The sequence below is a fragment of the Leifsonia sp. SIMBA_070 genome (assembly GCF_046534635.1).
In the GTDB taxonomy this organism is placed as follows: domain Bacteria; phylum Actinomycetota; class Actinomycetes; order Actinomycetales; family Microbacteriaceae; genus Leifsonia.
The window spans coordinates 1,115,918-1,128,328 of record NZ_JAWRYK010000001.1; the positions used below are offsets into that span (position 1 = coordinate 1,115,918).

Genomic DNA, 12,411 nt, shown 5'->3' on the forward strand with positions numbered 1-12,411 from the left:
GCATGACCGCACCCGGACCCTCGGCGCACGGCGCCCGTCCGTCCTCGATCGCCGAGCTCCGGGCGGTGGCGCAGCCCCCCGAGGTCCGCGGCCGGCGCAACGCGGAGCACTGGACGGCCTCCCTCTACCTGCGCAACCTCTCGCCGTACCTCACCTGGGTGCTGCTGAAGACCTCGATCTCCGCCAACGGCGTGACCGGGCTGATGATCCTCACCGGATGGGCCACCGCGGCCTCGCTGCTCATCCCGGGCATCGGTGGCGCGGCCCTCGCCCTGGTGCTCGGCCAGCTGCAGATGCTGGTCGACTGCTGCGACGGGGAGGTCGCCCGCTGGCGGGGCACGTCGTCGCCGGCCGGCATCTTCCTGGACAACGTGGGCCACTACTCGACCGAGACCCTCATCGCGATCGCACTGGGCATCCGGGCGGCGGGTTATCCGTTCGAGACCCCGCAGGACTTCCTCTGGACCAACCTCGGCACCCTGCTCGCCCTGATCATCGTGCTCAACAAGGCTCTGAACGACATGGTCCGGGTCGCCCGCGCCAATGCCGGTCTGCCGAAGCTCGCGGACACCCAGTCCGAGTACGCGCCCACGCACGGCGCGGTCGCGACGCTGCGCAGGGCGGCCCGCTTCCTGCCGTTCCACCGGCTGTACCACTCGGTCGAACTGACCATCCTGATCTTCGTCTTCTCGATCGTCGGCCTGTTCATCGGTGCGGCCCTGGCCGATCGCATCCTGCTCTCCGCGCTGGTGCCGCTGTCGATCCTCGCGCTGGTCGGCCACTTCGTGACGATCATGGCGTCGCGGCGGGTCCGTGGCTGACGAGCGGCTCCAGCCGCCGGCGATCGCGGTCGTAGTGCTCACCCAGGGCACTCGGCCGGCAGAGCTGCGCCGCGGTCTCGAGTCGGTCCTCGCTCAGGAGGGCGTCACGACCGACATCGTCGTCGTCGGCAACGGGTGGGATCCCGGCACATCCGATCCGCCGCTCCCTGCCGGCGTGCGCGCGCTCGCCCTGCCCGAGAACGTGGGGATCCCCGCCGGTCGCAATGCCGGGGTCCCGCTCGTCGCGGGAGACTGGCTGTTCTTCCTCGACGACGACGCCGACATCCCGTCCTCGACGTTCCTGGCCGACGCCGTCGCCCTGCTGCAGAGCGATCCGGGCATCGGCATGGTGCAGCCGCGCCTGCGCGTGCCCGACGGCACTGCATCGCCGCGACGCTGGATCCCGCGGATCCGCAAGGGCGATCCCGAGCGGTCGAGCAACGTCTTCGCGGTCCTGGAGGCCGTGATCGTCCTCCCCAGGGATGTCTTCGAGCGAGCGGGAGGCTGGGCGGCCGAGTTCTTCTACGCTCACGAGGGGATCGACCTGGCCTGGAAGGTCTGGGACCAGGGCAAACGCGTCTGGTATGCGGGCGACCTGGTGGCGGAGCATCCGTCCGTCTCGCCCACTCGTCACTCGTACTACTACCGGCTCAACGCGCGCAACCGGGTCTGGCTGGCCCGGCGCAACCTCCCGGTCGTCCTCATCCCGCTCTACGTCGGATCGTGGACGGGCATCCAGCTGCTGCGCTGGTTCCGCAAGCCGGCCGTGCTGCGCGCCTGGTTCGGCGGATGGGCGGAAGGGTGGCGCACCGACCCGGGGGAGCGGCGGCCGCTGCGCTGGCGCACGATCGCGCGGATGACCGCTGCGGGCCGGCCTCCCATCGTCTGAGCCTCACCCGGCGATCCTGCTGCTGGGTCAGCCGGCGGCTCGTTCGCCCGGCTCGTCGTCCCCGGTCCGGGAGGGCGCCTCAGACGCCTTCGGGAGGCCCTCGATCGCTCGCGGCCCTGCGGCACCTTCGAGCGCGGCCGGATCGGACCCGCCGTCGTTCGGCTGGGAACGGCGGGGAAGGGCGCCGCGGAGCGCCTTGCCGACACGGACGGCGCGCTCGCCGGTGGCTCGGCCGACGCGTGCAGCGCCTTCGCCTGTCGCGCGCGTGACGCGGACGGCGCGGTCGCCGGTCGCCGATCCCAGGCGCCGAACGGTGCTCGGCCCCTCGATCGGCGTCAGGGCCGGCGGAATGACGAGTGGAGGCGGCCCGAAGGCCAGGCGGGCATTCTGCACGATCCGGCGCCCGAGGATGTTGTTGCCGGTGCCGCCGATGACGGCGCCCACGCCGAAGGGGATGGCGCGGGCGAGGATGCTCGCACCGCCCCGGACGGCGAACTGACGGATGAAGACGCTCTTCAGGCGATCCACCAGAGGACCGACGACAACGGTGGGAAGGCTGGAGGTCACCAGTTCGCCCCAGTAGGCGCTGCGGGTCACGCCGGCCCCGCCGAACTGGCCGGCGAGCTGCCGGACGAGGTCGGAGCCCTCCCGCCCGAGCATCATGGTGAGCACGAGCGCCCGAGCCCGTTCGGGGTCGTCGACCGCGATCCCGTGCAGCTCGCTCATGGACTGCGCGTACAGGGCGGTGGCCTCCAGGAAGCCGGCGGTCTCCAGACCGGACAGGGCGAGCGTCACGCCTGTGCCGATGGCGGGGATGACCGCCGTGGCACCGACGGCCGCACCGCCGCTCGTCACAGCGGCGAGGTACCGGCGCTCGAGGATGCGTGCCAGCTCGTCGGCCGACGCCTCGGGGTTGCGGCGCCGGATGCTGCGCAAGTGCGCCAGCACGGCGGGCCGCTGGATGCCGAGGAAACGGTCCAGGGTGGTGTTCAGAGCGCGCGGGGTGTCCCCGCCTCGCTGCGGACCTCCGGTGACGGAGATGATCGGTTGCTGCTTCTTGGCCATCTCCGTAGAGTGTAGGCCGCTTGCCCGGGAGCGCCATCGATGGAGTCAGGCGCCGTCGATGGAGTCAGGGGATCACCGCGGTCGACGCGCACGGCGATCGCGTTCGTGAAGGTACTCGTGTGCGGACAGCACGCGGAAGTCTTTCGGCAGATGCTCCCGCGTGATGTCTTGCGTCAGCACGGCGACGTCTGTGCCGAGGGCGGCGGCGATCCGGACGATGGTGAGCAGACTGGGATTGGCCCGTCCGCGCTCGATCTTGCCGAAGTTGGTGACGTGCATCGCGGCGAGTCCGGCGATGGCCTCCTGGCTGAGGCCCAGCTCGACACGGGCCTCCCGGATGCGCTCGCCGAGGAGCTTGGCGGCGGGAGCGGCGGAGTTCTTCATGATGCCTCTAGTACACGGCCACCGATGCCGCGGCTCCAGAGCGCGAGAACACCCTTTGTGGAACCTCGCGCTTTGCGCACCGGAAATAGAGGTGATGCACACATCTCGATCGGGGACGAGCCGGCCCGGACCGCCGGCGGCGGCCCGGGCCGGGTTCAGAGACTGATCTGCCAGAGGTACTCCCGGCCGTCCGGCGGGAACCACCGGACGACGAGAACGGTGTCGCGCGAGGGATGCGGCCCTGTCACGCTGGCGAGCACGGACTCGCCGGGCAGCACCGAGCACGGCGCGCTCACCCGCAGTCGTGAGCTCCCCGCGATGCTGACCGTGACCCCGTGCAGGGTCTCACGGCCGCCGTTCACGAGCCGGTAGTGCGGCGGGGTGGTGCGATCGACACTCCACGGGACGGGGTAGGCGAGGCGCCGGGGACGGAGTGCGGGGGAGGGACTGCGGAGAAACCGGAGACGATTCATGCGACGAACCTAACGAGCCCCTCCGACGCTCCCGGGCCCGGAATCGGGCACAAAAGCCACTTCGGGGGAGAACTCGTCGAATTAGTTTCTGTGGACGATTCCTGATGACGCCGATTCAGCCGCTGACCAGGGGTTCGATCAGGTCCCGTAGTCGGCGTTGTAGAGCGCGAGGACCTCGTCGATGGGGCCGTCCAGGACGAGGGAGCCCTTGTCCAGGTACAGGCCGCGCTCGCAGAACCGCCGCAGGTCCTTCTCGTTGTGCGAGACGAAGAACAGCGTCCGGCCGCCGGACAGGAGCTCCTCGATACGGCGGTAGCACTTCTCGCGGAAGCCGCGGTCCCCGACCGCCAGCACCTCGTCGACGAGCAGCACCGGCTCCTCCAGCTGCGAGATCACAGAGAAGGCGATGCGGACCTTCATTCCGCTCGACAGGTGCTTGTACGGGGTGTCGACGAAGTCGCCGATCTCGGCGAAGTCGATGATCTCACCGAAGCGCTCGTCGATCTGCGCCCGCGACATCCCGTGGAGGCCGGCCGTCAGGTAGACGTTGTCGCGCACCGTCAGGTCGTCCACGAAGCCGCCCGTGATCTCGATCAGCGGCGCGACGCCGTCGGTGACCTTCACGGAGCCCTCGTCGGGCAGCAGGACGCCGGCCACCAGCTTCAGCAGGGTCGACTTGCCCTGGCCGTTGCGACCGACGACGCCGATCGCCTCGCCCGGCTGGACCTGGAAGCTGACGTCGCGCAGGGGCCAGAAGTCGTCGGGGCGGGTCCGGCGCTCGCGGGACGAGAACAGGTCCTTGAACGAACGGCGCGCCCCGCGGTTGCGACGGAAGCGCACACCCAGGCCGTCGACGGCGATCACCGGTGCCACTCAGATCTCCTTCAGCACGTCGCGCTCGAAGCGCTTGAACACGGCCCAGCCGATCCCCAGCAGCACGAGCGACATCGCAGCGCTGACGCCGACCAGGAACCAGTCGAGCTCCTCGCTGAAGAAGGCGGACCGGTAGAGGCTGAAAATGCCCGTCAGCGGGTTGAAGGCCGACCAGAAGTGGAGGGAGAACAGCACGTCGGTCTGCGCCCCCGGATGCTCGGTCAGGTACGCGGCACAGTGCCGTGCGGCCACGCCGTCACCGCATCCGCCCGGCAGGTCGCGCGCACTGTAGATAATGGGCGATGCGTAGAACAGGAACCGCAGGGCGAGCTTCACCGCGCGCTCCAGGTCGCGGAAGAACACGACGAGCGGAGCCACGATCAGGCCGACGCCGACCGTCAGGACCGTCTGGATGAGGATGGCGACCGGGAACAGCAGGACGTCGATGTTCAGCTTGGCGCCCGAGATGATCGCGAAGAACGCGAGCACAGGCAGGGAGAGCAGGAACTCGATCCCCTTGGAGGCGACGATGCGGTTGACCCAGATGGTCCGCGGGATCATGGTCGAGCGGATGAGCTTGGCCTCGCGGATGTACGCGCGCGTGCTGTCGGACACGGCGCCGTTGAACCACATCCACGGCAGCAGCGCCGCCAGCAGGAACACGATGTACGGGTTCTCGCCGACATCGCGCTTGAAGATCACGGTGAAGACGAACCAGTAGATCCCGCTCATCACGAGCGGGTCGAGGATCGACCAGACGTAGCCGAGGACGCTCGTGGAGTAGCGGACGCGCAGGTCGCGCTTCGTCAGCAGCCACAGGGAGTGCCGGTAGCGCGTGAAGGGCGAGCGCTGCGCAGGGCGCACTTCAGTCGGGGTACTGGTCACGAGAACCCATCGTATTGATCGAAGCTGCGTGAGGGCTCACGCGGCGGCTTCGACTATACGAAAAGATTCGCGCGCTCCAGGTCCTCCTGGAAGTCGACCTCGACGGCGTACAGGTCGGAGATGTCGACCGGCTCGGCCAGCAGGTGGTCCTGCTCGATCGCGAGCTCGATGCCGCGCTCGAAGTAGTCCTGGTCGCCGACGCGCTGCAGCTGACGCAGCAGGGTCGCCTTGTCGGCCGACGAGATGTAGTTGATGCCGACCGCTTCGCCCAGACCGTTCTTGACGGTCTTGGAGAGCTCCTGGATGTAGCCCTCGGGCCCGGTCGTGTACTTGACCTCCTCGTCGGCGACCGACGAGGTGTTGACCGTGACGAAGGTCTGGTCGCGGGCGACCATCGCGGCGCCGCGCACCAGGACGGCGGGGTCGAAGACCACGTCGCCGTTCATCCACAGCACGCCGCCGGGGCCGGAGGCCTGCAGGGCGCGCATGAGGCTCTTGGAGGTGTTCGTCTGGTCGTACTGCTCGTTGTAGACGAACTGGGCGTCCGGGAACGCCTCGATGATGTGCTCCAGCTTGTAGCCGACGACGATCGTCACCTGGGCGTCTTTGCCGAACGCCGCGTGGATGTTGTCGAACTGCTGCTGCATGATCGTGCGGCCGTCGTTGAGCTCGGTCAGCGGCTTGGGAAGGCTCCGTCCGAGTCGGCTCCCCATGCCGGCCGCCAGAATCACTACCTGGGTCGTCACAATCATCTCCTTGGTCGTGCGGGCCCCGGACACGTTTCACGTTCACGTTCACACTGACGTGTTCACCCAGGGTTCATCCGCGTGTGAGGCGATCGACACGTCGTGTACCGATTCCCTCCGAATGACTGCCCCAGACTACCGGGGGCCCCTGTCGGGGGGCAGGGGTTGACGGATGTCGTTGTTGGGTCGTTATGTTCCTCACAGGACTTTCCTAGGCGCCCGGGCAGGCGGCAGGCCCGTCCAAGGGGTTCGCACCAATGAAGGTATTGGTACGTTAGCGGGGTGAGTTCCGAGCACCGCCGTCCCCAGATCGCCGACCCCGCCGAGGATCGGGAAGAGGGAGTGCAGCCGGAACCGCAGAGGGGGGACACCATGGCGGAGGCCGCAGAGCCGACAGCCGCGCAGAGCGAGGCGGAGGCGGCTCCACCGCCGCGGAACGCCCAGAAGCGGGCCCCGGCCAAGACCGCGGCCGCCGCGGCCGGGACGAGCACGCGCGCGCCGCGCAAGCGGGCGACGCCCGCCAAGCCGCGCTCGACCGCACGCAGCACCGACACCGCACGCAGCACCGACACCGGACGAAGCACCGATCAGGCGCGACCCGTCGCCGAGGCCGCGCCGGCGCCTGTCCTCGACACGCGTCCGACCGTGCTGTCGGTCGGCGGTCTGCACAAGCGCTACGGCGATACGGTGGCGGTCGACGGTGTGAGTCTTGACATCAAAGAGGGCTCCTTCTACGGCATCGTCGGACCGAACGGCGCAGGCAAGACCACCACGCTCTCCATCGTCACCGGTCTGCTGCGTCCGGATGCCGGCCGCGTCGTGGTGCACGGCGTGGACGTGTGGGCCGAACCGGTGCGCGCCAAGCACATCATCGGGGTCCTTCCCGACAAGCTGCGGCTGTTCGACCGGCTGACGGGAGCGCAGTTCCTGCGCTACGCCGGGACGCTGCGGGGATTGAGCGCCAAGACCGTCCGCGCCCGGACCACCGACCTGGCCGCGGCGTTCGGGATCGAGGACGCACTGGACCGCCTGGTCGCCGACTACTCGGCCGGGATGACGAAGAAGATCGCGCTCGCCGCCGCCATGATCCACTCGCCGCGGCTGCTGGTGCTCGACGAGCCGTTCGAGTCCGTCGACCCCGTCTCCGCCGCGAACATCATCGACATCCTGCAGCGGTACACCGCGGCCGGCGGTACGGTCGTCGTCTCCAGCCACGGCATGGACATGATCCAGCGGGTGTGCGACAGCGTCGCCATCATCGTGCGCGGGCAGGTGCTCGCCTCCGGGACCATCGACGAGGTCCGCGGGGAGCAGACGCTGGAGGAGCGGTTCGTCGACCTCGCCGGCGGTCGCAAGGCAGCGGAAGGCATGGAGTGGTTGCACAGTTTCTCGGACTGAAGCTGCAGATCATGGGGAACGCCTTCCGGCGCTCCCCATGGCAGGTTCTCGGTCTGGTGATCGGGCTGCTCTACGGAGCCTTCATCACCGTCGTCGTCGTCGGGTCGCTGGTGGCCGCCCGTGTCGTCGACGACAGCGCCGCCACGCACAGCGTGGTCGTGGTCATCGGCTCCGTCGTGGTCGCCGGCTTCGCGCTGCTGCCTCTGCTGTTCGGCGTGGACGACACCCTCGACCCTCGCGAGTTCGCCCTGTTCGGCATCCCGAACCGGACGTTGGCGACCGGTCTGCTGCTGGCCGGGCTGATCGGCATCCCGGCCCTCGTGCTCATCATCTGCAGCGCTGCGACGGTCGTCACCTGGTCGCAGAACGCGGGAACGGTGCTGCTCGCGCTGATCTCCGCCGCCGTGGTCGTGCTCACCTGCGTGCTGGTCTCGCGCGTCGCCACCGCCATCGCGCACACCCTGCTGGCCACACGCCGGTCCCGCGAGGCGGGCGGGGTCATCGGCATCCTGCTGCTCGTCCTGATCGCGCCGGTGCTGCTGCTGCTCCTCACCGTCGACTGGGGGCGCGACGGACTCGGCGCCCTGGGCGGCTTCGCCGGCTGGCTGGCCTGGACGCCCCTCGGCGCCGCCTGGTCCGCCCCGGGCGAGGCGGCGCAGGGCGCCTGGGGGATCGGCCTCCTGCAACTGCTGATCGCGCTGGCGACCCTCGGCCTGCTCTGGCTGGCCTGGACGGCCCTGGTGGCCCGGGTCGTCGCCTCTCCCGAGCGGGAGGCGCGCTCGAAGGCGTACCACGGACTCGGCTGGTTCGACCGGCTGCCCGGCGGTCCGACTGCGGCGATCGCGGCCCGCTCGATGACCTACTGGGGCAGGGACGCCCGGTACTGGGTGTCGATCGTGCTCATCCCGGTCATCCCCATCTTCGTCATCGTGGCGCTGGCCCTCGCCGGGCTGCCGCCGCACTACATCGCGCTCGTGCCGCTGCCGCTGGTGTGCCTGTTCCTCGGCTGGAGCATCCACAACGACCTCGCCTTCGACAGCACCGCCATCTGGTTGCACCTGGTCTCCGGCACACGCGGCGTGTCGGACCGGGCGGGCCGGATGTTCCCGCCGGTCGTCGTCGGCATCCCGGTGCTCATCGTCGGATCGATCGTCACCACCATCGTCTTCGGCGACTGGGCCGTGCTCCCTGCGGTCGCAGCGCTGAGCGGCGCGATCCTCGTGATCGGACTCGGTCTGTCCAGCATCTCGTCTGCGCTCTTCCCGTATCCCGCCACCAAGCCGGGCGACAGCGCGTTCACGCAGCCGCAGACCTCGGGGGCTTCGGCGGCAGTGGTCCAGTCCCTCAGCTTCTTCGCCATCCTGATCCTGGCCTCGCCCGTCCTGGTGTTCCTGGTCCTCGGCCTGACGGTCAGCCCGTTCTGGCTGGGCATCGCTCCGGTCGTCGCCGTCCTGATCGGCTTCGCCACGCTCTTCTTCGGGCTGTGGCTGGGTGGACGGATCGTCGATCGCCGTGGGCCGGAGCTGATGGCGTTCGCCAACCGCAACGACTGATCCAGAAGCGTCCCGACCCCGGGCGTCTACACTGGAACCATGAACGAAGCGAGCATCTCCGAGCCCGGCGGCATGCCCAGCGGCGGCGGTGCGACCACGCTCGATCGCGAGCTGGAGGAGCTCCTGCAGAACCAGGAGCCCGGCGACCACGAGCGTTTCTCGCACTACGTGAAGAAGGAGCAGATCCTCGAGTCCGCGATGACCGGCAAGCCGGTGAAGGCGCTCTGCGGCAAGATGTGGACGCCGAACCGCGACCCCGAGAAGTTCCCGGTCTGCCCGACCTGCCGCGAGATATACGAGGGCCTGAAGGGCGAGTAGACCGCCGCCTCCGTTGTCACTCGAAGATCGTCGGGAGCACGGGGTCGCCTCGACCGAGCCGGAACGCCTCGTCCGGCAGTTCGCCCATCGCCAGCTCGCGGTGCTCGCGCGCCCGCCGCGTCCCTTCGACGCCCAGGTGCTCGCGGTGCACCTCGCCGCGCGTGACGAGCGGGGTGAGGAGGTCGCGTCCTGTGTCGTCCGGGACATCGCCCTTCTCGACGATGTGGACGACCTCCGCCACCGCGGTGCCCGCCGCATCCAGCCGCCGCACCGGGTGCTTGCGGCCGCCGACGCTCGCCTTGCCGTCCGACTTCTTCGCAACCGGGATCCACTCGCCCGAGCTGCCGTTGCTGCGGTGCGCGACGAGCTTGTAGACCATACCGGAGGCCGGGTTGCCGGAGCCGGTGACGACCGACGTGCCGACCCCGTACGAGTCGACGGGGGAGGCGGCCAGCGCCGCGATGGTGAACTCGTCCAGGTCGTTCGTGACGGTGATCCTCGTTTTGGTCGCGCCCAGGTCGTCCAGTTGCTCGCGCACCTGCTTCACCAGCTTGGGAAGGTCGCCCGAGTCGAGGCGGACCGCGCCGAGCTCAGGGCCGGCGACCCGCACGGCGGTCTCGATCGCCGTCCGCACGTCGAACGTGTCGACCAGCAGCGTGGTGCCCGGCCCGAGCGCATCCACTTGGGCCCGGAAGGCCGCCTCTTCCGAGTCGTGCAGCAGCGTGAAGGCGTGGGCCGCTGTTCCCATCGTCGGAACGCCCCAGGTGCGGCCAGCCTCCAGATTGGACGTCGCAGAGAAGCCCGCGATGTACGCTGCGCGGGCCGCCGCGACGGCCGACCGTTCGTTCGCGCGCCGGGAGCCCATCTCGGCCAGCGGCCGGCCACCGGCTGCGGCGACCATCCGGGCGGCCGCCGACGCGACGGCCGAGTCGTAGTTGAAGACGCTCAGCAGCAGCGTCTCGAGGATGACCCCCTCGGCGAACGGCGCGTCCACGATGAAGAACGGCGACCCCGGGAAGAACAGCTCGCCCTCCCTGTAGCCGCGGATCGTGCCAGAGAAGCGGTAGTCGGCGAGCCAGTCGATGGTCTCGTCCCGCACCACGTGGTTCTCGCGGAGGTACTGCAGTTCGGCATCCTGGAACCGGAACTGCTCGATGAGCTCGAGCAGCCGGCCCGTGCCGGCGAGGACGCCGTAGCGGCGCCCGGCCGGGAGACGGCGGGTGAACGCCTCGAACACGCACTCCCGGTCGTGCGTCCCCGCGAGCAGCGCGGCGTCGAGCATGGTGAGCTCGTAGCGGTCGGTCAGAAACGCGGAGGACGCCGGTCTTTCGGTCACGTCGCCAGCCTACTCACGACCGCCCAGCGACCGCCCAGCGGACGGCCGGGTAGGCTGGACTGCTGTGACGGATGCACCGATTGGGATCTTCGACTCGGGTGTCGGCGGACTGACCGTCGCCCGGGCGATCCGCGATCAGCTGCCGAACGAGTCGCTGCTCTATGTGGGCGACACCGCGCACTCGCCGTACGGGCCGAAGTCCATCGCCGACGTCCGCCGCTACTCGCTCGAAGTGCTCGACTTCCTGGTCGACCAGGGCGTCAAGCTGCTGGTGATCGCCTGCAACACCGCCTCCTCGGCCATGCTCCGGGATGCTCGCGAGCGGTACGACCTACCGGTGATCGAGGTCATCCAGCCTGCCGTGCGGCGTGCCGTCGCTGCGACGCGGACCGGGCGGGTCGGGGTGATCGGCACCGTCGGCACCATCGCCTCCCGCGCCTACGAGGACGCCTTCGCCGCCGCTCCGACGCTCGAACTGTTCACGCAGGCCTGCCCGCGCTTCGTCGAGTTCGTGGAGGCCGGCGTCACCTCCGGCGAGGAAGTGCTGCGGGTGACCGTGGAGTACCTGCGGCCGCTCCGCGAGGCAGACGTCGACACGCTGGTCCTCGGCTGCACCCACTATCCGTTCCTGAAAGGCGCGATCTCGTACGTGATGGGGGAGGGCGTCTCGCTCGTCTCCAGCGACACGGAGACCGCGAAGGACGTCTACCGCACGCTCGTCGGCCAGGGCCTGGAGCGGCGCTCGACGCAGCCTCCGCTGCTCCGCTACGAGGCGACCGGCTCGGACGCCGACGACTTCCTGCGCCTCGCGCACCGCTTCATCGGCCCGGAGGTCCAGGCCGTCGACCTGGTCCACACCGGCGTCATCGACCTGCCGCTGTAGAGCATCCACCCCCACTCGAGGAGATCCCCGTGACCGACATCACCCGCGCCGACGGCCGCACCCCCGACCAGCTCCGCCCCGTCACCATCGAGCGGGGCTGGAGCCGCCAGGCCGAGGGCTCCGCGCTGATCTCCTTCGGGAACACGAAGGTCCTCTGCACGGCCTCCTTCACGAACGGCGTCCCGCGCTGGATGTCCGGAAAGGGCCGCGGGTGGGTGACGGCGGAGTACGCCATGCTGCCGCGTTCCACCAATGAGCGGATGGACCGCGAAGCGGTGAAGGGACGGGTCGGCGGCCGCACGCACGAGATCAGCCGTCTGGTCGGGCGGAGCCTGCGCGCTGTCGTCGACATGAAGGCGCTCGGCGAGAACACGATCGTGCTCGACTGCGACGTGCTGCAGGCGGACGGAGGGACGCGGACGGCCGCCATCACCGGCGCCTACGTCGCCCTCGCCGACGCCCTCGAGTGGGGCCGCGAGCACCGCTTCATCGGGCAGAAGGCGACTCCCCTGATCGACTCGGTGTCCGCTGTGTCCGTCGGCATCATCGACGGAACGCCCATGCTCGACCTCGCCTACGTCGAGGATGTGCGGGCCGAGACCGACATGAACGTCGTCGTGACCGGCCGCGGGCTCTTCGTCGAGGTGCAGGGCACCGCGGAGGGCGCACCGTTCGACCGTACCGAGCTCAACTCGCTGCTCGACCTCGCCCTCGCCGGCACGACCGACCTGACCGCCATCCAGACGGCAGCTCTCGCCCCCACCGCCGGCGCCGCAGAGGCGTGAGC

At 69.6% G+C, this 12,411-nt stretch carries 14 protein-coding genes; 7 read left to right on the plus strand and 7 right to left on the minus strand.

Translation table 11 applies throughout. The features are described 5' to 3' along the window. Nucleotides 1-2 precede the first annotated feature (2 nt). Nucleotides 3-821 (plus strand): CDP-alcohol phosphatidyltransferase family protein, encoded by an 819-nt coding sequence (locus SB754_RS05175; RefSeq protein ID WP_410781283.1) that lies wholly within the window; start codon nucleotides 3-5, stop codon nucleotides 819-821. Beyond that, nucleotides 814-1,710, plus strand: coding sequence for a glycosyltransferase family 2 protein (locus tag SB754_RS05180; protein ID WP_410781284.1), 897 nt, complete (start codon nucleotides 814-816; stop codon nucleotides 1,708-1,710). Before SB754_RS05175 ends, SB754_RS05180 begins: the two co-directional genes overlap by 8 nt. 27 nt (nucleotides 1,711-1,737) lie before the next feature. Here the strand turns inward: SB754_RS05180 and SB754_RS05185 are convergent, their stop codons facing one another. The 6 genes from SB754_RS05185 to SB754_RS05210 all read right to left on the minus strand — a co-directional run bounded on the left by SB754_RS05185 (nucleotide 1,738) and on the right by SB754_RS05210 (nucleotide 6,136). After that, nucleotides 1,738-2,775, minus strand: coding sequence for a hypothetical protein (locus SB754_RS05185; protein WP_410781285.1), 1,038 nt, complete (start codon nucleotides 2,773-2,775; stop codon nucleotides 1,738-1,740). A 72-nt stretch (nucleotides 2,776-2,847) separates the two neighbouring features. Then, nucleotides 2,848-3,159, minus strand: coding sequence for a helix-turn-helix domain-containing protein (locus tag SB754_RS05190; RefSeq protein WP_410781286.1), 312 nt, complete (start codon nucleotides 3,157-3,159; stop codon nucleotides 2,848-2,850). 155 nt (nucleotides 3,160-3,314) lie between these two features. Then, a complete protein-coding gene (locus SB754_RS05195) occupies nucleotides 3,315-3,632 on the minus strand; it encodes a hypothetical protein (RefSeq protein ID WP_410781287.1) in 318 nt (105 codons plus the stop codon). A gap of 138 nt (nucleotides 3,633-3,770) precedes the next feature. Beyond that, nucleotides 3,771-4,505: an ABC transporter ATP-binding protein gene (locus tag SB754_RS05200; protein ID WP_410781288.1), complete on the minus strand. Its 735-nt coding sequence runs from the start codon at nucleotides 4,503-4,505 to the stop codon at nucleotides 3,771-3,773. Continuing rightward, the gene (locus SB754_RS05205; RefSeq protein ID WP_410783264.1) at nucleotides 4,506-5,369 is read right to left on the minus strand and encodes an ABC transporter permease; all 864 of its coding nucleotides are present in this window, start codon (nucleotides 5,367-5,369) and stop codon (nucleotides 4,506-4,508) included. It lies immediately after the preceding gene. Nucleotides 5,370-5,443: 74 nt separating this feature from the next. Continuing rightward, nucleotides 5,444-6,136, minus strand: a complete 693-nt coding sequence (locus tag SB754_RS05210) for an NTP transferase domain-containing protein (RefSeq protein ID WP_410781289.1) — start codon at nucleotides 6,134-6,136, stop codon at nucleotides 5,444-5,446. Between the two features lie 372 nt (nucleotides 6,137-6,508). On the opposite strand from SB754_RS05210, the gene SB754_RS05215 reads away from it, so the two are divergent. Genes SB754_RS05215 through SB754_RS05225 form a run of 3 tightly spaced genes read left to right on the plus strand, consistent with a single transcriptional unit; the run spans nucleotide 6,509 to nucleotide 9,405 of the window. Continuing rightward, on the plus strand, nucleotides 6,509-7,534 hold the full coding sequence (locus SB754_RS05215; protein WP_410783265.1) for an ABC transporter ATP-binding protein: 1,026 nt from the start codon (nucleotides 6,509-6,511) through the stop codon (nucleotides 7,532-7,534). Next, nucleotides 7,510-9,087: a hypothetical protein gene (locus SB754_RS05220; RefSeq protein WP_410781290.1), complete on the plus strand. Its 1,578-nt coding sequence runs from the start codon at nucleotides 7,510-7,512 to the stop codon at nucleotides 9,085-9,087. The genes SB754_RS05215 and SB754_RS05220 overlap by 25 nt, the downstream gene beginning before the upstream one ends. Nucleotides 9,088-9,126: 39 nt before the next feature. Further along, nucleotides 9,127-9,405: a DUF3039 domain-containing protein gene (locus tag SB754_RS05225; protein ID WP_410781291.1), complete on the plus strand. Its 279-nt coding sequence runs from the start codon at nucleotides 9,127-9,129 to the stop codon at nucleotides 9,403-9,405. 16 nt (nucleotides 9,406-9,421) lie between these two features. Here SB754_RS05225 and SB754_RS05230 read toward each other — a convergent pair whose 3' ends face one another. Further along, the gene (locus SB754_RS05230; protein ID WP_410781292.1) at nucleotides 9,422-10,741 is read right to left on the minus strand and encodes a nicotinate phosphoribosyltransferase; all 1,320 of its coding nucleotides are present in this window, start codon (nucleotides 10,739-10,741) and stop codon (nucleotides 9,422-9,424) included. 64 nt (nucleotides 10,742-10,805) lie between these two features. Here SB754_RS05230 and murI point away from each other — a divergent pair, with 64 nt between their 5' ends. Both murI and rph read left to right on the plus strand, forming a co-directional pair. Then, nucleotides 10,806-11,624 (plus strand): glutamate racemase, encoded by an 819-nt coding sequence (murI, locus tag SB754_RS05235; RefSeq protein WP_410781293.1) that lies wholly within the window; start codon nucleotides 10,806-10,808, stop codon nucleotides 11,622-11,624. A 29-nt stretch (nucleotides 11,625-11,653) separates the two neighbouring features. After that, nucleotides 11,654-12,409, plus strand: coding sequence for a ribonuclease PH (gene rph, locus SB754_RS05240; protein ID WP_410781294.1), 756 nt, complete (start codon nucleotides 11,654-11,656; stop codon nucleotides 12,407-12,409). Nucleotides 12,410-12,411: the final 2 nt, after the last annotated feature.